Genomic DNA, 25,854 nt, shown 5'->3' on the forward strand with positions numbered 1-25,854 from the left:
CTGTGCCGTCGGCGCGGGGCGGGCGGCGGGCGGTGTCACGGGCGGAGGGCCGAGCAGGGTCCCGGCTGGCTCCTCCGCCCGGGTCGGTCAGTCCTCGTCGGCGAACCTGGCGACGAACTCGTCGAGTTCGTCCCGGTCGAGGTCGACGAGCGGCTCCTCGGCCTCCTCGGCTGCCCCGTCGGCCTCCGGCGCCGATTCGCCGGCCACGGCGGCCAGTTCGGCGACGGTCTTGTGGGTGAAGACGTCCCGCGGGGAGATCTCCAGCCCGGCCTGGCGCGCCGCGGTGACCAGCTTGATCGACATGATCGAGTCGCCGCCGAGCGCGAAGAAGCTGTCGTCGATGCCGATCCGCTCGACCCGGAGCACGTCCACGAAGAGCTGCCGCAGCAGCTCCTCGCGCGGGGTGCGCGGCTCCCGGCCGCCCTCGGCGCCGGCGAAGCGGGGGGCGGGCAGCGCGGCGCGGTCCAGCTTGCCGTGCGGGGTGGTGGGCAGCTCGGGGATCTCGACCACGGCGGCCGGCACCATGTACTCGGGCAGGTGGGCGGCGACCAGCTCGCGCAGCGCGGCGGGGTCGGTGCCGTCCGGCCCGGCCGGGACGACGTACGCGACCAGCTGCCGCGCGCCGGGGGTGTCCTCGCGCAGCTGCACGGTGGCGTGCCGCACGCCCGGGTCGGTGGCCAGCACGGCCTCGATCTCGCCCGGCTCGATCCGGAAGCCGCGCAGCTTCACCTGGTCGTCGGCCCGGCGCACGTAGTCGAGGCGGCCGTCCGGCAGCCAGCGGGCGATGTCGCCGGTGCGGTACATCCGGGCGCCGGGCCCGCCGAAGGGGTCTGCGACGTAGCGGCTCGCGGTGAGGTCGGCGCGGTGCAGGTAGCCCCGGGCCAGGCCGGCTCCGGAGATGTACACCTCGCCGGACACCCCGGCGGGCAGCGGGCGCAGGCAGTGGTCCAGGACCCGGATCCGGGCGCCGACGACCGGGGCGCCGATCGACACGGCGACGCCGGGCTCCAGCGGGCCGCCGACCGTCGCGATGATCGTCGTCTCGGTCGGGCCGTAGATGTTCAGCATCCGCCGGCCCGGGGCCCAGCGGGCCACCAGCTCGGGCGGCAGGACCTCGCCGCCGGTGACGATCGTGATCCCCTCCGGCAGGCTGCCGTCGGCCATCGCGGCCAGCGAGGACGGCGGGACGGTCAGGGTCTGCACCCCGGTCCGGGCCACCCAGTCGGCCAGCGGCTGCCCGGGGAGCATCTCCTCGTAGCTGCCGACGACCACGCAGGAGCCGCTCAGCAGCGCGGTGTTGAGCTCGCCCATGGCGCCGTCGAAGCTGGGCGAGGCGAACCACAGCACCTTGCGGCCGGGGCCGAGGTCCAGGTGCCGGCGCTGGGTCGCCAGGAAGCTCGCCAGGCCGGCGTGGGTGACCAGGACGCCCTTGGGGCGGCCGGTGGAGCCCGAGGTGAAGATGACGTACGCGCCGCAGCCGGGCAGCAGCGGGCGGCCGCGCTCGGCGTCGGTCACCTCGCCGGAGGGGGTGTCCGCCGGGGCGGCGAGCCGGTCGGTGGTGACGACCCGGTCGCGCAGTCCGGCCGGGATCTTCGCGACGGCGTCGGGCGCGGCCAGGATCAGGTCCGGCCGGGCGTCGCTGAGCATGAACTCGATCCGGTCGGCCGGGTAGTCGGTGTCCACCGGCATGTGGACGGAACCGCTCTTCCAGATCGCCAGGATGGTGGTGACCAGCTCGGCACTGCGGGGAAGCAGGACCGCGACGATGCGCTCCGGGCCGGCCCCGTGCGACAGCAGGACGCGCGCCGTCCGGTTGGCCCGGGCGTCGAGTTCGGCGTAGCTCAGCTCCTCGGTGCCGGTGAGCACGGCCGGTGCCCCGGGGTGCTCGGCGACCCGCCGGGCGAACAGCGCCGGGATGGTGGCCGCGGGCGCGGCGGGGGCGGTCGCGGCCCACCGTTCCAGGACGGTCTCCCGGGTGGTCGCGGACAGCAGGTCCAGTGCGGCGAGCGGGGTCCGCGGCGCCTCGGCGAAGGTCTCCAGCACCCGCAGCACCGAGGCCAGCAGGTCGCCCGCCTCGGCCTCGCCGTAGAGGTCGGTGCGGTAGTGGAGCTTGAGGTCCAGGTGCTCGCCCGGGCGTGCCAGCAGCCGCAGCGGGTAGTGCGCGGAGCCGGGGACGGACGGCTCGCGCAGCCCGATGTCCAGTCCGGGCACCGGCCGGCGCGCCTCGGGGTGGTGGATCCCGGCGTTCTCGAAGCCGACGATGGTGTCGAAGAGTTCGCCGAGGCCGACGGCCCGCTGGATCTCCGGCAGCCCGAGGTGGTGGTGGGCGATCAGCTCGGACTGCTCGGTCTGCATCCGGACCAGGGCGTCGGACAGCGGCTCCGCCGGATCGAGCACGGCCCGGAACGGCACGGTGTTCATGACCAGGCCGATCGTGTCCTCGACGCCGGGCAGCTCGGGCGTGCGCCCGGACACCGCGGCGCCGAAGACGACGTCGCCGCGGCCGGTCAGCCGCTCCAGGGCGATCGCCCAGGCGCCGTTCACCAGGGTGTTCACGGTGATCCCGGCGGCGCGGGCCGCGGCGGTGATCCGGGCGGAGGCCTCCGCGTCCAGGACCTGGTGGACGGTGCCCTGCCCGGCCAGCACCGACAGGTCGGCGTGCGGGGCGACCAGCGTGGGCTCGTCCAGGCCGGCCAGGGCACCGGCCCAGGCCGTGCCGGCCGCCGCGCCGTCCCGGCCGGAGAGCCAGGCGAGCACCCGGCGGAACGGCACCGGCTCCGGCAGCCCCTCCGCGGAGCCGCCGGCGGCGTACGCGGCGAAGACCTCGCGGAAGAACAGCGGCACCGACCAGCCGTCCAGCAGGATGTGGTGGTCCGTCACGACCAGCACGTGGCGGTCGTCGGCGAGCCTGACCAGCAGCGCCCGCAGCAGCGGGGCGGAGCCCGGCGGGAACGGGCGGTCGTGCTCCTCGGCCACCAGCTCCTCGACCCGGCGGGCCTGCTCCGGGGCGGCCTGGCCGCCGAGGTCGACCTCCTGCCACGGCACCCCGACCCGCTCGGGGATCACCTGCACGGCCCGGCCGGAGCGCAGCCGCACGAAGCGGGCCCGCAGGTTGGCGTGCCGGGCGAGGACGGCGTCGAGGGCGGCGCGCAGGACGGCGGGCGTCACCTCGCCGTCCAGGTCGAAGACCTGCTGGGTGACGTACGGGTCGACCCGGTCGGGCGCGAGCAGGGCGTGGAAGCTCATGCCCTGCTGGAGCGGGGTCAGCGGCCACACGTCGACGGCGTCGGGGTGGGCGGCCTCGATCTCGGCGCGCTCCTCGGCGGTCAGGTCGAGCAGCGGGCCCTCGGGCAGCGGCTCGCCGGCGGCACCGGCGGCGGCGGTGACGTCGCCGGACTCCGGGTCGGTGTCCCGGGCGGCGGCGACCAGGGCCGCCACCGTGCGGTGCAGGAAGACGTCCCGGGGGCTCAGCGCCAGCCCGGCCCGGCGGGCCAGCGCGGAGAGCCGCATCGACAGCAGCGAGTCGCCGCCCAGGTTGAAGAAGTTGTCGTGGATGCCGATCCGCTCGACCCGCAGCACCTCGGCGAACAGCCCGCGGAGCAGTTCCTCCTGCTCGTCGCGCGGCTCGCCGCCCTCGCCGCCGCCGTCGAAGCGGACCGCGGGCAGCGCCGCCTTGTCCACCTTGCCGTTGACGGTCACCGGCAGCTCGTCCAGCACGACCACGGCGGACGGCACCATGTAGCCGGGCAGCACCTCGGCAGCCCGGGCGCGCAGCGCCGCGCCGTCCGCGGTGGCGCCGGGCGCGGCGACCACGTAGGCGACCAGCATCGGGGAGCCGGGGCCGTCCTCGCGGGCCACCGCGACGGCGTGCCGCACGGCCGGGTCGGCGGCCAGCACGGCCTCGACCTCGCCGGGCTCGACCCGGAAGCCGCGGATCTTGATCTGGTCGTCGGTGCGGCCGAGGAAGACCAGGGTGCCGTCGTCGTCCCGCTGGGCGCGGTCGCCGGTGCGGTACATCCGGGCGCCCGGCTCGCCGAACGGGTCGGCGACGAAGCGCTCGGCGGTGAGCACCCGCTGTCCGAGGTAGCCGCGGGCGAGGCCGGCGCCGGCCAGGTACAGCTCGCCGGTGACGCCGGGCGGGACGGGCCGCAGCGCGTCGTCCAACAGGTGGGCGCGCAGGTTGTCGGCCGGGCCGCCGATCACCGGGTGCTCGTGCGCCGCGAGGCGGGCGTACATCGGGTCGACGGTGCACTCGGCCGGGCCGTACAGGTTGTACGCGGACAGGCCCTCGGCGGCGCGCAGCCGCTGCCACAGCGGCTCGTCGACGGCCTCGCCGCCGAGCGCGAGCACGCGGACCGTACGGCCCTCGTCCAGCAGTCCCTCGGCGATCAGCTGGCGGGCGAAGCTCGGCGTGGTGTCGAGCACCTCGATGCCGTGCCGGGTGACGTGGTCGAGCAGGGCGTGCGGGTCGGCCCGCAGCTCCTCCTCGATCATGTGCAGCTCGTGCCCGCCGACCATCCACAGCAGCTGGCTCCACGAGGCGTCGAACACCAGCGAGTTGGTCAGCGCGGCGCGCAGCGGCCGGCCGGCCGCGGCCTGCTCGGGCTCGAACAGGTGGTTGCGGTGGCTGTGGAACATGTTGGCCAGCGACCGGTGCTCGACCGCCACGCCCTTGGGGCGGCCGGTCGAGCCGGAGGTGTGGATGGTGTACGCCAGGTTCTCCGGGCGCAGCGGGGCGATCCGCTCGTCGTCGGTGAGGGCGGTGCCGTTGGGCTCGTGCGGCAGTTCGTCCAGCAGCACCCGCTCGGTCCCCCCGGGCAGCCGGGCGGCGGACGCACCGGTGGTGACCACGAGGTGCGGGCGCAGTTCGGCGAAGACGGCGGCGATCCGCTCGGCCGGCTGTTCGAGGTCCACCGGGACGTACACCGCGCCGGACTTGAGGATCGCCAGCAGGGTGACGACGGCCCGGGCGGTGCGCGGCAGGGCCATCACCACGGGCCGCTCGGGGGCGGCGCCGCGGGCGACCAGCTGCCGGGCCAGCCGGTTGGCGGCGGTGTCGAGCTCGGCGAAGGTGAGCCGCTCGGTGCCGCAGCCGACCGCGGGCGCGTCCGGGGTGCGGGCGGCCTGCTGCTCGAACAGCTCGACCAGGGTGCCGGGCGGTGTGGCGACCGGGGCCGGAGCGGCGGCGCGCTCGATGCGGCGCCGCTCCTCCCCGGTGAGCAGCGGGAGCCGGCCGACCGGGGTGTCCGGCCGCTCGACGGCGTGCCCGACCAGCAGGCCCAGGCGTTCCAACAGCGCCTCGGCCCGCGCCCTCGGGTACAGGTCGGCGCGGTAGTTGAGCTCGAAGACGGTGGTCGGGCCGGGGAAGACGGCGAGGCTGAGCGGGTAGTGGGTGCCCTCCGGCACCTCGTCGACGGCGTCACCGGCGAGCGCGAGGCGCAGGCCGGCGACCTCGACGCCGCGGGCGGAAGCCGGCAGCGGGAAGTTCTCGAAGGCGAGGGTGGTGTCGAAGAGGCTGTCGTGCCCGCTGATCCGGTGGATGTCGGCCAGGCCGAGCCAGGAGTGCTCGGCGAGGGCGGCCTGCTCGTCCTGGACGCGGTCGAGCAGTGCGCCGAACGGCTCGGTGCGGTCGATCCGCACGCGGGCCGGGACGGTGTTGATCAGCAGGCCGACGACCCGGTCGACGCCGGGGACGGCGGCCGGGCGGTCGGCCACGGTGCAGCCGAAGACCACGTCGTCGCTGCCGGTCATCACCGCGAGCAGCAGCGACCAGGCGCCCTGGATCACGGTGTTGACGGTGAGGTTGCGGCCGCGGGCGGCCTCGGCCAGCGCGCGGGAGCGCTCCTCGTCCAGCTCCAGGCGGATCCGGTGCTGGGCGACGTCGCCGCCGGCGAGTTCGGCGCCGCGGCCGAGCAGGGTGGGGCCCTCCAGGCCGGCCAGGGCCTTGCCCCAGGCGGCCTCGGTGGCGTCGCGGTTGCGGGTGCTCAGCCAGCCGAGGTAGTCGCCGACGGAGACCGCGGGGTCCAGGGCGGTGGCGTCGCCGCCGTGGTGGAGGATCCGGAACAGGTCCTCGACGACCACCGGCATCGACCAACCGTCCATCAGGATGTGGTGGTTGGTGAGGACGAGGACGTGCCGGTCGGCGGCCAGCGCGACCAGGGTGAAGCGCAGCAGCGGGGGCTGGGTCATCTCGAAGCGGCGGTGGCGCTCCCCGGTGAGCACCTCCCGCAGCCGGCGCTGCTGCTCGGCGGGGTCGAGGCCGGTGAGGGGGACCTCGGCCCACGGCAGCTCCACCCGGGACGCCACGGCCTGGAACGGTTCGCCGGAGCGGCGCTGGAGGAACCCGACGCGCAGCGCGGGGTGCCGGGCCACGACCAGTTCGCAGGCGCGGCGCAGCGCGTCCCGGTCCAGCGCTCCGGTGAGCTCGATCGGGAGCTGCATGTTGTAGTGGTCGACGCCGTCCTGCCCGCCGTCGTACAGGGCGTGGAAGAGCATGCCCTCCTGCAGCGGTGTCAACGGCCAGATCGCGTCGAACGAGGTCGGCTTCATTTCCCACTTCTCCAGTGCGCTTCGAGTTCGGCGAGCTCGTCGGCGTCGAGTTCGAGCTGCGGCGCCGCGGGCGGGGCGACGGCCGCCTCGGGCTCGATCCCGGTGGCGACCTCCGCCAGGGCCGCCACGGTGCGGTGACGGAACACGTCCCGTGGGGTGAGGGACAGGCCGGCGATCCGGGCCCGCCCGGCCAGCCGGGTGGAGGCGATGGAGTCGCCGCCCAGGTCGAAGAAGTTGTCGTCGATGCCCACCTGCTGTCCGTCGAGCACCTCGGTGAAGAGGCGGCACAGCAGGCGCTCGCGGTCGGTGCGCGGCTCGCGCCGCTCCCGCCGGCCGGCCTGCGGGGCGGGCAGCGCGGTCCGGTCGAGCTTGCCGTTGGGGGTGCGCGGCAGGGCGGTCAGCGACACGATCGCGGACGGGACCATGTACGCGGGCAGTTGTTCCGCGACCTGCTTGCGGGCGGTCTCCAGATCGGGCAGCGCCCCGGGGTCGGGCACCGCGTACGAGACGATCCGCGGGCTGCCGGGGACGTCCTCGCGGACGACCGTGGCGACCTGCCGGATGCCGTCCACCGCGGACAGTGCCGAGTCGATCTCGCCGAGCTCGATCCGGTGGCCGCGGATCTTCACCTGGTGGTCGGCGCGGTCGAGGTAGCGCACGGCGCCGTCGGGGCGGCGCAGGCCGAGGTCGCCGGTGCGGTACATCCGGGTGCCGGGCGGGCCGAAGGGGTCGGGGACGAACCGTTCGGCGGTCAGCAGCGGCCGGCGGGTGTAGCCGTCGGTCACGCCGGTGCCGGCGATGTAGATCTCTCCGGGCGTGCCGACCGGGACGGGGCGCAGCGCGCCGTCCAGCAGGTACACCCGCAGGTTGTCGGCCGGGCTGCCGACGGGGACGTCGGCGGTGCCGGTCTCCGACCCGGCCTGCCAGCTGGTGGTGTAGATCGAGACCTCGGTCGGGCCGTACAGGTTGTGCAGGTCGGCGTCGCTGGCCTTGCGGAAACGTTCCACCAGACCGGCGGTCATCTTCTCGCCGCCGCAGAACACCTGGCGCAGGCTGTCGCACGCGGCGGCGCCGGGCTCCAGCAGGAACAGCTCCAGGGTGGACGGCACGAACTGCGCGGTGTGGATGCGCTCGGTGCGGATCAGTTCCGGCAGGTAGCCGGGGTGCTGGTCGGCCTCCGGCAGCGCGACCACCATCGTCGCGCCGACGTGCAGGGTCCAGAAGATCTCCCACACCGACGGGTCGAAGCTGATCGAGGTGCGCTGCAGCACCCGGTCGCCGGGCGTCAGCGGGAAGCGGCGCTGCATCCAGCGCAGGTAGTTCACGATGCCGCGGTGGGCGACCACGATGCCCTTGGGGCGGCCGGTGGACCCGGAGGTGAAGATCACGTACGCGGTGTGCACCGGGTCGACCGCGCGGTCCGGCGCCGGGCCCGGGGCCTCGCGCGCCGACAGCTCGGCGAAGCTCCGCTCGTCCAGGGTGAGCGCCGGGCGGGCGTCCTCGGTCATCGCCCGGACCCGCTCCGGCGGGTACTCCGGGTCCAGCGGGAGGTAGGCGGCGCCGGTGCGCAGCACCGCGAGCAGCGCCACGACCAGGTCCGCGCCGCGCGGCAGCGCCACCGCGACCACGTCGCCGGGGCCGATCCCTTCGGCCGCCAGGGTGGCTGCCAACTCCCCGGAGAGCGCGTCGAGTTCGGCGTAGCTGACCCGGCGCTCGCCGTACACCACGGCCTCGGCGTCCGGGGTGCGGCGAGCCTGTGCGGTGAACAGGCCGTGCAGGGTGCCCCCCTCGTGCGGCACGGCCGTCGAGCCGCCGTCCCCGACCAGCGCGCGGAGCTCCTCGTCGTCGACCAACCCGACGCGCCCGAGCGGCAGTTCGGGCGAGTCGACGAAGGCCTGCAGATACCGCTCCAGCCGGCCCAGCAGCGCCTCGGCCTGCTCGCCGGAGTACAGGTCGGGGCGGTGGGTCAGCTCCAGGCGCAGCTGCGGACCGGGGTGGACGATCAGGCTGAGCGGGTAGTGGGTGACACCGGTGCGGTCGGACTCGGCGACGGCGATCTCCACCCCCGGCAGGGCGCGGCGGATCGCCTCGCGGTCGGCCGGCGCGTTCTCGAACACCATGGTGGTGTCGAAGAGTTCGCCCAGTCCGAGGCCGCGCTGGATGTCGGCCAGGCCCAGGTGGTGGTGCGCGCCGAGCGCGGCCTGCTCGGCCTGCACCTCGGTGAGCAGCTCGGCCAGGGTCCGCTCGGCGGAGAGCCGGACCCGCACCGGGACGGTGTTCATCACCAGGCCGACCAGGTCCTGCATCCCGGCCAGCTGCGGCGGCCGGGCGGAGACCGAGGTGCCGAAGACCACGTCGTCCCGGCCGGTCAGCTGCCCGAGCAGGGCCGCCCAGGCGCCCTGGAGGACGGTGTTGACGGTCAGGCCGGCCGTCCGGGCGGTGCGGGCCAGGTCCGCGGAGAGCTTCCCGGACAGCGCCCGGCGGGTCAGCGCGGGCATCCCGGTGGTCAGCGCGGCCCCGGGGGCGACCAGGCAGGGCTGCTCGACCCCGGCCAGCGCGCGCTTCCAGGCGTCCGCGGCGGTCTCCTTCGGCTGGCGGTCCTGCCAGCGCAGGTAGGCCGCGAAGGACACCTGCTCGGACGGCTCCAAGACCTCGGAGTAGGCCGCGAACAGGTCCTTCAGCATGATCCCGACGGACCAGCCGTCGAAGAGCACGTGGTGGCTGGTGAAGACCAGCAGGTGCCGGTCGTCGGCGGTGCTGACCACCGCGAACCGCAGCAGCGGCGGCCGGGCCAGGTCGAAGCGGGTCGCCTTGTCGGCGGCCAGCAGCTCGGCCGTGCGGGTGCGCTGCTCCTCGGCGTCCAGCCCGCGCAGGTCGTGCTCGGCCCACGGCACCGTGACCCGGGCCGGAACGCTCTGCCGGGCCTCGCCCAGCTCGTCGAGGTCGAAGCGGGCGCGCAGCGCGTCGTGCCGGGCGACCAGGGCGTCGCAGGCGGCGTGCAGCCGGTCGAGCGCGACCTCGCCGGTCAGGTCGAACACCATCTGGCCGATGTACGGGTCGGCGCCGGTGTCGTCGGCGTACAGCGAGTGGAACAGCATGCCGCGCTGCAGCGGGGTCAGCGGCAGCCCCTCCGCCGGGCCGCCGGCGTCGGTCAGCAGCGACCGGTCGAGGTCCGCGGCGCGGCCGCCGTCGGCGACCGCGGCCATGGTGGCGGCCGTGCGGTAGGTCAGGACGTCCTGCGGGGTGAGCGCGAGCCCGGAGTCGACCGCCCGGGCGGCGAGCTGGACGGCGGTGATGGAGTCGCCGCCCAGGTCGAAGAAGCCGTCGTCGATACCGATCTCCTCCGCGCCGAGCACCTCGTGCAGCAGCTCGCACAGCAGGGTCTCGGTGCGGGTGCGCGGCGGCCGGCGGGTGGCACCGCCGCGGATGTCGGGCTCCGGCAGCGCCTCCCGGTCGATCTTGTTGTTGGAGGTGAGCGGGAACGCGTCCAGCACGACGACCGCCGCGGGCACCATGTGCTCCGGCAGGGTCCGGCCGACCCAGGCCCGCAGCTCGGCGGGCTCGACGGCGGCGCCCGGCGCGGGCACCACGTAGGCGACCAGGCGGCGCGCACTGCCCTGCGCGGCCCGGGCCACCACGGCGGCCCGGGCGACCGAGGGGTGCGCGGTGAGTCTGCTCTCCACCTCGCCGAGCTCGACCCGGAAGCCGCGGATCTTCACCTGGTGGTCGCTGCGGCCGACGAAGTGCAGCTTGCCGTCCGGCCCCCAGGAGCCGTTGTCGCCCGTGCGGTACATCCGGCTGCCGGGCGGGCCCCACGGGTCGGCGACGAAGCGCTGCGCGGTGAGGTCGGGCCGGCGGTGGTAGCCGACCGAGACGCCGGGGCCGGCCAGGTGGATCTCGCCGGTGACACCGGGCGGCACCGGGCGCAGCAGCGCGTCCAGCACGTACACCCGGGCGTTGTGCAGCGGCGAGCCGATCGACGGCGTGCCGGGCCCGCTCAGCGGCCCGGTCATGGTGGTGAACACGGTGCTCTCGGTGGCGCCGTACACGTTGTGCAGCCGGTGCGCGCCGCCCCAGCGGCGGACCAGCTCGGCGGGCAGCGCCTCCGCCCCGACCGCGATGATCAGGTCGTCCGGCAGCGAGCCGGGCGGGAACGCGGCCAGCACCGACGGCACGGTGCCCACGCAGCCGACCCGGTGCTCGGCGATGAACTCGGCCAGCTGCGGGCCGGGCATCAGCTTCGGCGGGGCGATCACCGCGCAGCCGCCGCTCATCAGCCAGACCGACAGCTCCCACATCGACGGGTCGAAGCTGGGCGAGCTGATCATCAGCACCCGCTCGCCCGGGCGCAGCGCCAGCACGCCGGGCTGGGACTCGGCGAAGTCGGCCAGGCCGGTGTGCGGCACCAGCACGCCCTTGGGGCGGCCGGTGGAGCCCGAGGTGTAGATCATGTACGCGATGTCGGCCGGGGTCGGCGCGGTCGGGGGCGCCGGCTCGGCGGGGTCGGCGGCGTCCAGCCCGGCGGCCACCGCGGGGTCGTCGAGGTGCACCGCGGCCAGGCCGTCGCGGGCCGGGAGGCCGTCGGCGTGCCGGGTGACCATCAGGTCGGGCCGGGCGTCGGAGAGCATCCTGTCGACCCGGTCCGCCGGGTAGCCCGGGTCCACCGGGAAGTAGACGGCGCCGGCCTTCATCACCGCGAGCAGCGCCACCAGGTTGTCCAGGCCGCGCGGCAGGGCGACGGCGACGAAACCGCCGCGGTGCACCCCGCGTTCGAGCAGCATCCGCGCCAGGCGGTTCACCCGGGCGTCGAGCTCCCGGTAGGTGAGGGTGCGCCCCTCGAAGTCCACCGCGTCGGCGTCCGGGGTGCGGGCGGCCTGGCGCTCGAACAGCGCCGGCAGGGTGATCCGCTCGGTCGGCCACTCGGTGTCGTTGAAGTCGTTCAGCACCCGGTCCTGCTCGACGGCCGTCGCCAGCTGCAGCCGGGCCAGCGGGGTGTCCGGGTCGGCCTCGGACAGGCGGTGCAGGAAGGCCAGCAGCCGGACGGTGTGGGCGTCCAGTTCCGCCTGGTCGTAGCGGGCCTCGTTGCCCTCCAGGCGGACGTGCTGCCCGCCGGCCGGGTCGGGGAACAGGGTGAGCACCAGGTCGGGGACCTGGCCGGCGTTGAGGCCGGTCACGGTGGCCGGGAAGCCGGCCAGCTCGGTGCGGTCGCCGGTGGGCACCAGGTTGAGCGCCGCGTGGAACAGCCGGTCGCCCGCGTCCCGCATGCCCAGCTCGCGGCGGATGTGCTCGTGCGGGAAGCGCTGGTGGGTGAGCAGCTCGCCGAGCCGCGCGGAGGTGTGGTCGATCAGCTCGCCCACCGTCATGTCCGGCTCCAGCCGGACGCGCAGCGGGAGTTCGTTGGCGAGCATGCCCGGGGTCGCGCGGGCCGTGTCGGTGCGCCGGACGGTCGCCGTCAGGCCGAGGACCAGGTCCTGGTGGCCGCTCAGACCGCCGAGGTAGGCGGCGACCCCGGCCGCGACCACCGCCGTCCAGTCGGTGCGCCGGCGCCGGCCCAGCTTGCGCAGGGCGGTCGCGTGGGTCGAGGTCAGCAGGGTCTGCGCGCGCAGCACGTCGCCCACCCAGTCGGCGGCGCGCGGGGCCACGGTGACCGGCTCGGGCCGGTCGGCCATCCGCTCCAGCCAGTACGCGCGGTCCGCCTCGTACTGCTCCGAGGCCAGGTAGGCGGCCTCCTCCAGGGGCAGCAGCAGGGAGGACGGCAGCGGGCGGCCGCCCGGCTCGGTGCCGGCCGCCATCGCCTTGTAGAGCCCGTTGATCCGCTCGGTGAGGATGGCCAGGCCCTGGATGTCGGTCAGCACGTGGTGGTAGCTGCTGTACCAGAACCAGTGGCCGGCCCCGAGGCGGAGCAGCACGTCCTCGCCCACCGGGCCGCGCCGCAGGTCGTAGGTGGTGCTCATCCGGTCGGCGATCCAGCGGTGGGCGGCCAGCTCGGGGTCGGCCCGGTCGGAGAGGTCGACGACGTCCCAGCCGGCGTTCGAGCGGCCCAGGTGCTCCTGGTACGGGCCGTCGGCGTCCTCGTCCAGGCGCACCTCGAAGACCTGGCTCTCCGCGTGCGCCTGCCGGATCGCCCGGTGCCACAGCTCGGGGTCGAGCGGGCCGCGGATCTCGAAGCGGCGCACCAGGTTGAACCTCGGCGAGTCCGGCGCGAACTGCTGGGCGAGCCACAGCGCCCGGCCGGCGGCGGTCAGCGGCGTGCGGTTCCCGGCCCCGCGGGTCGACGAGTGCGAACCGGATCCTTCTCGATCGCTTGCCCGGTACACACCTGGCTCCTCTCCACGGCGGTCGGCCGGCGGCGCGGGCGGCCCCCCGGCCGCTGCCCGGGGACCGCTCTGACGGTTCTCGCCGCCGATGCTTGCGCGCGCGCACTGATCCGACCAGGAAACTGACCGGCAATCGGCCTTGCTGGTACCGGCCGTGCGGCGGACCGGAGTTGCCCGCTCGATTCCTGGCCTCCCGCCCGTACGAACCGGAGGATGCGGCCGTGGGCGGCAGCCACGTTGCTCCGACGAACGCAAGGATCTGGGAGGAATCGGTCAATGAGCATCCCCGACAGGGCCCTGCTGGACTGGGTCGAGGAGGCCTCGGAGGAGCGCGGCCTGCACTTCGCCGGTCCGGGTGACTCCTGGGAGTTCCACAGCTACGCCGAGCTGGCCGACAAGGTGCTGCGCACGGCCGAGGCGCTGCGCGCCGCCGGCGCGCAGGACGGCGACGTGGTCGCGGTCGTCCAGCGCTGCAGCCCCGGCTTCGTGGCGACGTTCTTCGGCGCCATCGCGGCCGGCTGCACGCCGTGCTCGATCGCGCCGCCGTTCGCGTTCCAGCGCGGCAGCGAGTACGCCGAGCACGCGCGGGCCCTCTTCGACACCGCGCAGCCCCGGGTGATCGTCTGCGACGAGGAGTCGCAGGCGCCGGTGCGCACCGTCACCGAAGGCCTCGACCTGCCCGCGCCGGTGGTCTTCGACGCGTTCATCGACGGCGTCGAGCCGGCCGCGAAGCCGTACCCCCCGGCCGAGTTCGCGCTGCTGCAGTTCACCTCCGGGTCCAGCGGCCGCTCCCGCGGCGTGCTGGTCGGCCACGAGGCGCTGACCAACGACGTGAACGCGATGCACCGCTGGCTGGAGTGGTACCCGGAGTACTCGGGCATCTCCTGGCTGCCGGTCCACCACGACATGGGCCTGATCGGCTGCATGGTCAACTTCGTGACGATGAGCTGCGACGGCTGGATGATGCAGCCGGAGGACTTCATCCGCTCCCCGCTGCGCTACCTGCGCTGCATCAGCGACAACGCGGTCGGCCTCACCGCCATGCCCAACTTCGGCCTGGCGTACATCCTGCACCGGGTGAAGCCGGCCCAGCTGGAGGGCCTGGACTTCTCGTCCTTCCGCTCGCTGATCCTCGGCGCCGAGCGGATCGACCCGCAGGTGCTGGAGGGCTTCGAGGCGCTGCTCGGCCCGCACGGCTTCGACCGGCGCGCGCTGCTGCCCGCGTACGGCGGCGCGGAGGCCACCCTGGCGGTCACCGGCCTGCCGATCGGCGAGGGCTGGAGCGAGGTCACCCTGGAGGGCGACCAGGCCGGACGCTTCGTCGGCTGCGGCCGCCCGCTGCGCGGCGTCACGGTCACCGTGGTGGACGACGAGGGCACCGAGGTGCCGGACCGCGTGGTCGGCGAGGTGCTGGTGAGCGGGAACACCCTGGGCACCCGCTACCAGGGCGCCGCCGGCACCGCCTCCGGCACGGTGCTCGACGGCGGGGTGCTGCACACCGGCGACGCCGGCTTCCTGCACGAGGGCCAGCTCTACGTGGTCGGCCGCCTCGGCGACGGCGTCAAGGTCCGCGGCAAGATGGTCTTCGCCGAGAGCCTGGAGGCCAAGCTGCACGAACTCGGCATCCCCCAGCGGCGGGTGGCGGTCCTGCTGGGCCACCGCGAGGACCGCGTGACCGGCGTGGTGGTGCTGGAGAAGCCCGACCCGCAGTGGCAGGCCGCGGCGCACACGGTGCTCTCCGAGGCCCTGGGCGCCGAGGCCGACCTGCTCGCGGTCGAGGTGCCGCGCGGCGGCCTCGCCGTCACCTCCAGCGGCAAGCCGCGCCGCCGGGTGATGTGGGCGGCGCTGACCGCCGGCGAACTGGGCGGCGACGTCCGGAGCCTCACGCCGGCCTGACCGGCCGGCCCCGGGGCGGCCTCACCGGCCGGCCCGGGGCGCCGCCCGCCGCCTCAGGCCGGCGAGCCGGCGGGGAGCCGCTTGCGGGACCGGACGGTCACAACCAGCGTGCGCGCCAGGAGCATTGCGCCGAACGAGATGGCCAGGAAGCCGAACCCGGTCTCGATGCCCTGGTTCTTCCCGACCTTGTAGAAGGCCGTCCGGGAGACCAGCAGGCCCGCCCAGACCGCCACGGCGTACAGGCCCCCCTTGAACACGGTGTGCCCGGCCTCGTCCCGGCTGATCGGCAGCAGCGCGCCGTACGCCACGCCGAGCACCAGACCGACCCCGGTGATCGCGGCGCCGAGCCCGATCGAGGCGCCGCTCCTGTCGTGGTCGATCAGGTCGTCCTGGAGGGCTCCGACCACGATCGGAATCACCGGAAGCAGCCACGGCGCGAGGGTCAATCTCTGATCCCTGAACTCACGGAGAAGTCCGAGCACCAGAACGGCTGCGGTCAGAATCTCGACCATGTTGTCTTTCGCGGGGAATTCCCATCGTGTGTGAGGCGCCCGCATCGGCACCGGCGCCGTGAACACGGGCGCGGCCTCGTCAGATCGGCGATCGGAGCGGTGGTCAGAACGGCGGTCGGAACGGCGCAGAGGCACCCTACTGCAGCCCCCGCCGGTGGAATAGGGACGCCTTGCGGAAGTCTTCCGGACGTCTCCGCAGAACCGAATTCCCCTGGTGGAGACCGTTACACCCGATCGGCAGCTGGAATGCAATTTCGATTGCCGGGCACTTGCCTGGCCGGGCCGTGCGGCAGCCGGAAGCATGGCCGACGCGGGCCGGCCGGACGGCCCCGCAGCTCCCGTCCCCCCGGCGATCCCGGCCGGTCCGCGCCGGACGTCGCCCGCGGACCGTGCGACCGCAACCCGCCCCGGTTGGAGATCACCCAGTGCCTGCCCACGACTCACCGCTGGAAGCGGTCCTTCCGCTCGCACCCCTGCAGGAGGGGCTGTTCTTCCACTCGCTGCTCGGCCAGGACGGCATCGACGAGTACGTCAGCCAGGCCGCGCTGCGCCTGGACGGACCGCTCGACCGCGAGCGGCTGCGCGCCGCCTGCCGGGCCGTGGTCCGCCGGCACACCGCACTGCGCGCCTCCTTCCAGCAGCGGAAGAACGGGCAGGGCGTGCAGCTGGTGCACCGCAAGGTCACCGTGCCCATCACCGAACTCGACCTGGCCGGCGGGACGGAGACCGCACCCGACCCGGCCGGCGGGACGGACGCCGCACCCGACCCGGCCGGCGGGACGGACGCCGCACCCGACCCGGCCGGCGGGACGGAGACCGCACCCGACCCGGCCGGTGGGACGGACGCCGGACTGGCCCGGCACCTCGCCGAGGAGCGAATGCGCGGCTTCGACCTCGGCGCCCCGCCGCTGGTCCGCTTCTCGATCGTCCGGACGGCCCCCGAGTCGCACGTCCTGGTGCTGACACACCATCACATCCTGCTCGACGGATGGTCGTTGTCGACCGTCCTGCGCGACCTGGTGGCGATCTACGCGGCCGGCGGCGAGGACACCGCCCTGCCGAAGGCCGTCCCGCCCACCGGCTACCTGGCCTGGCTCGCCAAGCGCGACGCCCGGGTGTCCGAGCAGGCGTGGCGGCAGGCCCTCGCCGGGCTCGACGCGCCCACCCTGACCGGCCCCGAGCACACCGGCGCGGCCGAGGACCTCCCCGACCTGGTCGCCGCCGAACTCCCCGCCGAGCTCACCGCGGCCGTCCGGGACACCGCCCGCGCCCGCGGCCTGACCCTCAACACCGTCGCCCAGACCGCCTGGGCGCTCGCCCTCGCCTCGCTGACCGGGAAGACCGACGTCGTCTTCGGGCAGACCGTCTCGGTGCGCTCGGCCGCCGCCCCGCGGGTCGAGGAGATGGTCGGACTGCTCATCAACTCGGTCCCGGTACGGGTGCGCCTGGACCCGGCCGAGCCGCTGCACGCCCTCCTGGACCGGGTGCAGCGCGAGCAGTCCGCGCTCACCGACCACCACCACCTCCCGCTGCCCGAGATCCAGCGGTCCGCCGGGCACGGCACCCTCTTCGACACCTTCCTGGCCCTCGCCGACCCGGGCAGCGGCGACGACGCGGCCGCCCGGCCCCTGGCCGGCCTGCGGATCTCCCCGCTCACCGACGACCCGGCGGCCGCCGACCCGGACGGCGCCCGCGGCTCCACCCACTACCCGCTCAGCCTGGTGGTCGTCCCCGGCGACCGGCTGGTCCTCGAACTCACCCACCGCCGCGAGGTGTTCGACGCCGAGACGGCCCGCGGCGTGCTGCGCCGGCTGGAGGCCGCGCTCACCGCCTTCGCCACCGCCCCGGACACCGCGGTGGCCGCCCTCGACCTGCTCGACGACGCCGCCCGGGCCGCCCTGCCGGTCCCCGGTGTCCCGGCCCGCGGCCCGGTGCCCGAGACCACCGTGCCCGCACTGTTCGAGGCCCGGGTCGACCGGGCGCCGGACGCCGTCGCGCTCTCCGACCGGCACCGCGCGCTCAGCTACCGGGACGCCAACGCGGCCGCCAACCGGATCGCCCGTGCCCTGATCGCCCGCGGCATCGGCCCCGAGTCCGTGGTCGCCGTCCTGCTGCCGCACGACGCCGAGCTGGTCGTCGCGCTGCTCGGCGTGCTGAAGTCCGGTGCCGCCTACCTGCCGATCGACCCGGCGCTCCCGGCGGAGCGGGTCGCCTTCATGCTCCGGGACGCCCGGCCCGCCGCGCTGCTCACCGACCGCGACCCCGCCCTCCCGGCCGAGGCGCCCCGGCCCGCCGACCCGACGGCGGCCGGCCCTTCGCCCACCGACCCGCTCGGCGTCGGTGACGTCGCCGGCCCGGCGCCGGCCCACCTGCGGCCCGCCGACCTGCTGGCCGAGCCGCACCCGGACGCCAACGTCACCGACGCCGAGCGCGTCCGCCCGCTGCGCCCCGGCAACGGCGCCTACCTGATCTACACCTCCGGCTCCACCGGCCGCCCCAAGGGCGTCCAGGTCGAGCACCGCTCCGTCGGCGTCTACCTGGACTTCGCCCGGCACACCTACCCGGGCCTGGCCGGGACGGCGATCGTGCAGTCACCGATCTCCTTCGACTTCACCGTCACCGGCGTCTGGGGCGGTCTCACCGCCGGCGGCCGGGTGCACATGGCGGAGCTCACCGAAGCAGCACCCACCGGCCTCGGCCCGGCCACCTTCGCCAAGGTGACGCCCAGCCAGATGCCGCTGCTCGCCGACACCCACGCCTGGCTGTCGCCCACCCGCGACCTGGTGGTCGGCGGCGAGCAGCTGTCCGGCGCGATGCTGCGCACCTGGCGGGCCGGCAACCCGACCGCCACCGCCGTCAACGAGTACGGCCCGACCGAGGCCACCGTCGGCTGCATGGAGTTCCGCAGCGGGCCCGACGACGGGATCGCCCCCGGCGCCGTCCCGATCGGCAGGGCGATCCCGGGCGCCGCGATGCACGTCCTCGACACCTGGCTGCGCCCCGTCCCGGTCGGCGTGCCCGGCGAGGTCTACATCGCCGGGCCGAGCCTGGCCCGCGGCTACGTCCGCCGCCCCGGTGTGACCGCCGAGCGCTTCGTCGCCAGCCCCTTCGGCGCGCCGGGCGAGCGGATGTACCGCACCGGCGACATCGCCCGGTGGGGCGCCGACGGCGAACTCGTCTACCTCGGCCGCGCGGACGACCAGGTCAAGATCCGCGGCCAGCGGGTGGAACCCGCCGAGATCGAGGCGGAGCTCTGCCGGCACCCGGCGGTGCGGCACTGCGTGGTCGTCGTCCGGAGCGGCCCGCAGGCCGACCGGCTGGTCGCCTACCTCGTCCTGGACGGCGCACCGGGGGCCGAGGAGCTGCGCGAGCACGTCGCCGCCCGGCTGCCCGCCGCCATGGTGCCGGACGCCTTCGTCCCCGTCCCGGAGATCCCGCTCACGCCCAACGGCAAGCTGGACCGCGCCGCGCTGCCGCCCGTGCCCGACCCGGCCGAGGAACGCACCACCGGCCGCGCGCCGCGCAACCCGGTCGAGAAGCTGCTGGTCAAGCTGTTCGGCGAGGTGCTGAAGCGCGACGTGCGCTCCGTCCACGACGGCTTCTTCGAGCTCGGCGGCGACTCCATCACCTCCCTGCAGCTGGTCGCCAAGGCGCGCGGCGCGGGCCTCGACCTCACCGCCAAGCAGGTCTTCGAGCACCGTACGGCGGCCGCGCTCGCCACGCTGTCCGGCACCACGGCCGGCACGGCGGCCCCGGTCACCCACGACGACGGCGTGGGCGACTTCCCGGCGCCGCCCATCGTCCACCGGCTGCGCGAACTCGGCGGCCCCGTCGACTCGTTCAACCAGTCCACGCTGCTCACCGTCCCGGCCGGGCTCGGCCTGGAGCGACTGACCGGCGCGGTGCAGGCCCTGCTCGACCGGCACGGCGCGCTGCGCATGCGCCTGACCGAGGACTGGTCGCTGACCGTCCCGGCCGTCGGTACCAGCGGCGGTACCGGTACCAGCGGCAGCGCTGAGGGCGCCGGCAGCGGTACCGCCGCCGGCCGCGTCCGCCGGGTCGACGTCGCCGGGCTCGCCCCCGACGCCCTGGCCTCGGCCGTCACCGAGCACGCCGCCGACGCCTCCGGCCGGCTGGACCCGCGCCGCGGGAACCTGCTCCAGGCGGTCTGGTTCGACGCCGGCACCGCCCCCGGCCGCCTCCTCGTCGTCGTCCACCACCTGGCCGTGGACGCCGTCTCCTGGCGCGTCCTGCTCCCCGACCTGCACGCCGCCTGGCTGGCCGCCGGCACCGGCGCCCCGGCCCGGCTCGCCCCGGTGCCGACCTCGCTCCGGCGCTGGTACGAGACGCTTGCCGACGCCTCCGGACGCCCGCACGTCGCGGCGCAGCTGGAGCACTGGCGGCGCACCCTCGCCGAGGCCGGCCCCCAGCTCACCGACCGCGCCGCCGACCCGGCCCGCGACGTGCACGGCGCCGCCCGGAGCCTGACCGTCGAGCTCACCCCCGCCGAGACCGAAGCGCTGCTCACCACGCTGCCCACGGCCTTCCGGGCCGGCCCCGACGAGGTGCTGCTGACCGCCCTGGCGCTGGCCGCCGCCCGCACGCGCGGCACCGGCGGGCTGCTGGTCGACCTGGAGGGCCACGGCCGCCGCGACCTCGACGGGCTGGACCTCACCCGGACGGTCGGCTGGCTCACCACCCTGCACCCCGTGCTGCTCGCCCCCGGCACCGCCGCGCGCGACGACGCGGCACTCGACGACACGGCACTCGACGACACGACACTCGACGACGCGGCACTCGACGACGCGGTGCTGGCCCGCGCCCTGAAGGCGGTCAAGGAACAGCTGCGCACCGTGCCCGACCACGGCCTCGGCTACGGGCTGCTGCGCTACCTGGACGATCGGGGCCGCGCCACCCTCGGCGGCCTCCCCCACCCACAGGTCGCCTTCAACTACCTCGGCCGGTTCACCGCCGGCCCCGAAGCGGACTGGCGCCCGGCCGGCGAGACCGCCGCCCCGCCCGTCCACCCCGACCAGCCGATGGCCCACCCGCTGGAGGTCAACGCGGTGGCCGAGGACGGCGGCGACGGCCTGCGGCTGACCGCCACCTGGTCCTGGGCCCCCGGCCTGCTGACCGAACCCGAAGTCCGGGCGCTGGCCGAGGAGTGGGCCACCGCACTGCGCGCCCTGGCCGCCTTCGCCGGCCGGCCCGCCGCGCACGGGATCACCCCCTCGGACGTACCGCTGGTCCGGATCACCCAGGACGAGCTGGACGCCCTCGCCCAGGACGGCCCGGTCACGGACGTCCTCCCGCTCACCCCCACCCAGCAGGGCCTGCTGTTCCACGCCCGCTACGAGCACGGCGCCCCCGACCTGCACACCGTCCAGACCGTGCTGGAACTCGACGGCGAGCTGGACGCCGACCGGATGCGCACCGCGTTCCGGGCCGTGGTGCGGCGCCACGAGGCACTGCGCGCCCGGTTCGAGCTGCTGCCCTCCGGCGAGCCCGTGCAGGTCCTGGACGAGCACGCCGAGGCCCCCTGGCGCGCACTCGACCTGCGCCGCGCCGACGCGGCCCGACGGCGGGAGGTGCTCGCCGGGGAGCGCCAGGAACCGTTCGACCCGGCCCGCTCCCCCCTGGTCCGCGGCCTGCTGGTGCGCCTCGGCAAACGCCGCCACCAGCTGGTGCTGACGCTCCACCACATCCTGCTCGACGGCCGGTCCAGCGCGATCCTGCTGCGGGACCTGGCGCACCTGTACCGGCACCGCGGCGACGACGCGGGCCTGCCCGACACCGTCCCCTACCGGCGGCACTTCGGCTGGCTGGAGCGGCAGGACGGCGAGGCCGCGCGCGCCGCCTGGCAGAAGGCCCTGTCCGGTGCCGAACCGACCCTGCTGGCGCCCGACGCCGACGCCGCACGGGTGCACGCCCGGCCACTGCGGCGCACCGCGGAACTCCCCGAGGAGACCACCGAGGCGCTCCGCCGGGCGGCCCGCGACCACGGCGTCACCCTCAACACCGTGGTCCAGGCGGCCTGGGCGCTCACCCTGCACCGGCTCACCGGCTCCCGCCGGCCGGTCTTCGGCGCCACCGGGTCGATCCGCACCCCGGAACTGCCCGGCCACGAGGACCTGGTCGGCCTGCTCGTCAACACCGTGCCGGTCCCGGTACGGCTGGACCCGGACGTCGGACTGGACGCCCTGCTGCGCGACCTCCACCGGGAACAGACCGAGCTGGCCCCGCACCGGCACCTGGCGCTCGGCGAGATCCTGCGCGCCGCCGGTCGCGCCGGGCAGCGCGAACTCTTCGACAGCTGCCTGGTGTTCGAGAACTACGCGGCCGCCGAGCCGGTCGGGCCGGGGGCCGGTGGGCCGGGGGCCGGTGGGCCGGGGGCCGGTGGGGCGGCGGGGTCCTCGGGTGGTCTGCGGATCACCGACACCCACGGCCATGACCCGTACCACTACCCGGTCCGACTGACCGTCACCCCGGAGCAGCGGCTGCACCTCGCACTCAGCCACCGGCCGGAGCTGGTCCCGACCGCGCTCGCGGAACGGGCCGGCGACCTGCTGCTCGCACTGCTGCACGCCGTCGCGCAGCGGCCGACGGCGAAGGTCGGCGAGCTGCTGCCGGACCCCGACGCCCTGCGGGCCGCCCGGGACACCCTGGCGGCGCTGGCGGCCGAGGCCATCGGGGCCGCGGCCGGCCCGACCGCCGACGTCGAGCCGCTGGACGCGGACGACGACTTCTTCGCCCGCGGCGGCGACTCACTGGCGGCGCTACGGCTGTCCGGCCGGATCGAGGCCGCGTTCGGCCGCCCGGTCGACATCCGCGCGGTCTTCCAGCAGCGCACCCCGCGCCGCCTGGCCGCCCTGTGCGTCCCGAGCGCCGCCGCCCCCGGTTCCCCCGGCTTCACGGACCCCGACACCGACTGACCACACCGCCACCCGGCCGCACCCCCGGCCGGCCCCACCCTCCCGACCTAGACAAGCCCCGCAGAGCGACAAGACCCGCACCGCGACAAGACCCGCACCGCGACAAGACCCGCACCGCGACAAACCCCGCAGAGCGACCCGCAACGAAAGGCACGAGTCTGATGCAGAACCCCTTCGACAACCCGGACGGCACGTTCCTGGTCCTGCGCAACGCGGAGGGGCAGCACTCCCTCTGGCCGGCGTTCGCCGAGGTCCCGGCGGGCTGGACGGTGGCCCACGAGAAGGCCGGGCGCCAGGAGTCCCTGGACTACATCGAGCGCAACTGGACCGACATCCGGCCGCAGAGCCTGGTCGCCGCCATGGAGTCCGAGCCGGCATGACGGACGACCGCAGCGGTGACGCCGTGGTGGTGACCGGACTCGGCGCGGTCACCCCCCTCGGAGCGACGGCCAAGGACACCTGGCCGGCGCTGCTCGCCGGGCGCGTAGCCGTTGCGGCCCTGGACGACCCCTGGGCGGCCGAGCTCCCGGTCCGGATCGCGGCGCGGGCCGCGGCCGAACCCGGGGAGCTGCTGGACCGGGTGCTCGCCCGCCGGGTGGACCGGGTCGGCGCCTTCGGCCTGGCCGCCGTCCGCGAGGCCTGGGCGGACGCCGGCTACGCCGGACCGGCCGGCACCCCCGGCGCCCCGGACCCGGAGCGGGTCGCGGTGGTGCTCGGCACCGGCATCGGCGGCGTGCACACCGTCGTGAACAACCACGAGGAGCTGCGCACCCGCGGGGCGCGCCGGGTCTCGCCGCACGCCGTGGCGATGCTGATGGGCAATCACACCTCCGCGCTGGCCGCCCTCCACGTCAACGCCCGGGCACAGGCATCGGCCCCGGCCACCGCCTGCGCGGCCGGCGCCGACGCCATCGCCACCGCCCTGGACCTGATCCGGCTCGGCCGCGCCGACGTCGTGGTGGCCGGCGGTGCGGACTCGGGCGTCCACCCGCTGGTCGCCGCGGCCTTCGCCGCCATGCGCGCACTCTCCGGCCGCAACGACGAGCCGCACCGCGCCTCCCGGCCGTTCGACCGGGACCGGGACGGCTTCGTCCTCGGCGAGGGCGCGGGCGTCCTGGTGCTGGAGCGCGAGCGCCACGCCCGGGCCCGCGGGGCGCACCGGTACGGCGTCCTCGCGGGCGCCGGCCTGGCCTCCGAGGCGCACCACCCCACCGGCCCGCGCCCGGACGGCGGCGGCCTCGCCGCCGCACTGCGCCGGGCCCTGGCCGACGCCCGGCTCGACCCGGCCGAGGTCCGGCACGTCCAGGCGCACGCCACCTCCACCCCGGCCGGCGACGCGGCCGAGGCCGCGGCACTGCGCACGGTGTTCGGGCCGGGCGCCGTCCCGGTCTCGGCGATCAAGTCGATGACCGGCCACCTGCTGGGCGCCGCGGGCGGGCTCGCGGCGGTCGCGGCCGTCCTGTCCCTGTCCGACGGCGTCGTCCCGCCGACAGTCAACGCGGAGCACCCGGAGGAGGGCCTCGACCTGGACCTGGTCCGGGACACCCCACGCGAGCTGCCCGCCGGCCCCGCGGCCGTCCTCTGCAACGCCTCCGGCTTCGGCGGTCACAACGTGTCGCTCGCCTTCACCCGCTGAGACCCGCCCGCACCCCGGCCCGCCGTACCCGCTCCGCTGCCCGCCGTACCGCCCTGCCCCACCCCGCCAGCCGTACCGCCCCTCCCCACCCCGCCCGCCGTACCGCCCCTCCCCTGTCGAAAACCACACCTGTGAGGTTGAGAACGTGCGACGCACCATGCTGAAGTCGAAGATCCACCGCGCCACCGTGACCCAGGCCGAGCTCCACTACGTCGGCTCGCTGACCCTGGACCCGGTCCTGATGGAGAACGCCGACCTGCTGCCCGGCGAGCTGGTCCACGTGGTGGACGTCGACAACGGCGCCCGCCTGGAGACCTACGTCATCGAGGGCGAGCGCGGCTCGGGCGTGGTCTGCATCAACGGCGCCGCGGCCCGCCTGGTCCACCCGGGCGACACCGTGATCATCATCGCCTACGCCTCGATCGAGAACGACGAGGCCGCGGACCTGAAGCCGGCCGTCGTCTTCGTGGACAAGTCCAACGCGGTGGTGAAGGTCGGCGTCGACCCGGCGTCCTGACCGCCGCCCCACCCCCGGGTGCCCGCCGCGCACGAGCCGGCGGGCACCCCTGTATCTCCCCTCGTTCCCCTGTCACTCCCCCTCGCCCCCCGGATGCCGTAACCCGCCTCCCGGGTTCGGCCCCGGCGGCCGTCCCGATCACCGCCCCCTCACCCGCCCCAGCCCGTCCCCACCGGTCCCCACCCGCCCCCCGACGGCACCACCGCCCCACTACCCCACTGCCCGCCGACGGCTCCCGGCCGGTCTCCGCGCCCGCCGCCGCCCCGGCCGGACGTTCACCGGCTGATCGACCGTCTGAGAGCATGGGCTGATGCGACCGCTGTACTCCGTTCCCCTCGGCATCGCCGCCACCGGCGCCGCCTGCCTCGCCTACTCCGCCGGGTACGAGGTCCGGGCCTTCCGCCTCCGCCGGGTCGAGGTCCCCGTCCTCCCCCGCGGCGCCCGCCCCCTCCGGATCCTGCAGGTGTCCGACATCCACATGGTGAGCGGCCAGGGCAAGAAGCAGCGCTGGCTGAAGAGCCTGGCCGCGCTGCGCCCCGACCTCGTGGTCAACACCGGCGACAACCTCTCCGACCCGCTCGGCGTCCCCGCCACCCTCGACGCGCTCGGGCCGCTGATGGAGTTCCCTGGCGTCTACGTCTTCGGCTCCAACGACTACTACGGTCCGGCCCGCAAGAACCCGGCGCGCTACCTCCAGGCCATGCGCAGCGGCATCCACGGCATGAACAACCCCGACGGCACCGCCGGCCGCGGCATCAGCGGCGCCGTCCACAACCCGTGGGAGAAGCTCCGCGACGGCTTCGACGCCGCCGGCTGGCTCGACCTGACCAACACCCGCGGCCGCCTCACCGTGAACGGCCTCGACCTCGAATTCACCGGCCTCGACGACCCGCACATCCGCCGCGACCGCTACAGCGCGGTCTCCGGCGGCCCCTCCCCCGACGCCGACCTCTCCCTCGCCGTCGTCCACGCCCCCTACCTGCGCGTCCTCGACGCCTTCACCGCCGACCGCTACCCGCTGATCCTGGCCGGCCACACCCACGGCGGCCAGCTCTGCATCCCCTTCTACGGCGCACTCGTCACCAACTGCGACATCGACACCCGCCGCGTGAAGGGCCTCTCCACCCACACCGCCGGCGGCCACCGCTCCCACCTCCACGTCTCCGCCGGCTGCGGCACCAACCGCTACACCCCCGTCCGCTTCGCCTGCCCCCCCGAAGCCACCCTGCTCACCCTCACCCCGGCCCCCCGCTGACCCCCACCGGACGCCCGCCCGAAACCGGATTTCGTGTCTCGGCGAGCGTCCGGTAGAGTTCTACTCGTCGCGAAGGAGACGGAGCGACAAACCGCAAGACCGGGGTGTGGCGCAGCTTGGTAGCGCGCTTCGTTCGGGACGAAGAGGCCGTGGGTTCAAATCCCGCCACCCCGACCCAGCACAGAGGCCCTGCCGGAGAAATCCGGCAGGGCCTCTGTCGTTTTGCATACCTGCCGGGGT

The 25,854-nt window shown here is 75.4% G+C and carries 9 protein-coding genes and 1 tRNA gene; 7 read left to right on the forward strand and 3 right to left on the reverse strand.

Annotation, left to right across the window (positions count from 1 at the left end):
• Nucleotides 1-87: 87 nt before the first annotated feature.
• Nucleotides 88-6,549 (reverse strand): amino acid adenylation domain-containing protein, encoded by a 6,462-nt coding sequence (locus ACIGG8_RS02530; RefSeq protein WP_396545028.1) that lies wholly within the window; start codon nucleotides 6,547-6,549, stop codon nucleotides 88-90.
• Nucleotides 6,546-12,866 carry an amino acid adenylation domain-containing protein gene (locus ACIGG8_RS02535; protein WP_396545030.1) on the reverse strand — a complete coding sequence of 2,107 codons (6,321 nt, stop codon included), beginning with the start codon at nucleotides 12,864-12,866 and terminating at the stop codon, nucleotides 6,546-6,548. The genes ACIGG8_RS02530 and ACIGG8_RS02535 overlap by 4 nt, the downstream gene beginning before the upstream one ends.
• 276 nt (nucleotides 12,867-13,142) lie before the next feature.
• Here ACIGG8_RS02535 and ACIGG8_RS02540 point away from each other — a divergent pair, with 276 nt between their 5' ends.
• Nucleotides 13,143-14,762, forward strand: a complete 1,620-nt coding sequence (locus ACIGG8_RS02540) for an AMP-binding protein (RefSeq protein ID WP_396545032.1) — start codon at nucleotides 13,143-13,145, stop codon at nucleotides 14,760-14,762.
• A gap of 53 nt (nucleotides 14,763-14,815) precedes the next feature.
• On the opposite strand, the gene ACIGG8_RS02545 is transcribed toward ACIGG8_RS02540, so the two are convergent.
• A complete protein-coding gene (locus ACIGG8_RS02545; protein ID WP_396545034.1) occupies nucleotides 14,816-15,208 on the reverse strand; it encodes a hypothetical protein in 393 nt (130 codons plus the stop codon).
• A gap of 491 nt (nucleotides 15,209-15,699) precedes the next feature.
• On the opposite strand from ACIGG8_RS02545, the gene ACIGG8_RS02550 reads away from it, so the two are divergent.
• The 6 genes from ACIGG8_RS02550 to ACIGG8_RS02575 all read left to right on the forward strand — a co-directional run bounded on the left by ACIGG8_RS02550 (nucleotide 15,700) and on the right by ACIGG8_RS02575 (nucleotide 25,788).
• Nucleotides 15,700-22,206, forward strand: coding sequence for an amino acid adenylation domain-containing protein (locus ACIGG8_RS02550; protein WP_396545036.1), 6,507 nt, complete (start codon nucleotides 15,700-15,702; stop codon nucleotides 22,204-22,206).
• Between the two features lie 161 nt (nucleotides 22,207-22,367).
• Nucleotides 22,368-22,586 (forward strand): MbtH family protein, encoded by a 219-nt coding sequence (locus ACIGG8_RS02555; protein WP_396545038.1) that lies wholly within the window; start codon nucleotides 22,368-22,370, stop codon nucleotides 22,584-22,586.
• Nucleotides 22,583-23,842 (forward strand): beta-ketoacyl-[acyl-carrier-protein] synthase family protein, encoded by a 1,260-nt coding sequence (locus ACIGG8_RS02560; protein WP_396545040.1) that lies wholly within the window; start codon nucleotides 22,583-22,585, stop codon nucleotides 23,840-23,842. Before ACIGG8_RS02555 ends, ACIGG8_RS02560 begins: the two co-directional genes overlap by 4 nt.
• A gap of 145 nt (nucleotides 23,843-23,987) precedes the next feature.
• Complete coding sequence (gene panD / locus ACIGG8_RS02565; RefSeq protein ID WP_350519772.1) at nucleotides 23,988-24,359, forward strand: aspartate 1-decarboxylase; 372 nt, start codon at nucleotides 23,988-23,990, stop codon at nucleotides 24,357-24,359.
• A 310-nt stretch (nucleotides 24,360-24,669) separates the two neighbouring features.
• Nucleotides 24,670-25,614 carry a metallophosphoesterase gene (locus ACIGG8_RS02570; protein WP_396545042.1) on the forward strand — a complete coding sequence of 315 codons (945 nt, stop codon included), beginning with the start codon at nucleotides 24,670-24,672 and terminating at the stop codon, nucleotides 25,612-25,614.
• A 100-nt stretch (nucleotides 25,615-25,714) separates the two neighbouring features.
• Nucleotides 25,715-25,788: transfer RNA gene (locus tag ACIGG8_RS02575), tRNA-Pro, on the forward strand.
• The last annotated feature ends 66 nt before the right edge of the window (nucleotides 25,789-25,854 follow it).

Source organism: Kitasatospora sp. NPDC085464 (genome assembly GCF_044541955.1).
Taxonomy (GTDB): domain Bacteria; phylum Actinomycetota; class Actinomycetes; order Streptomycetales; family Streptomycetaceae; genus Kitasatospora.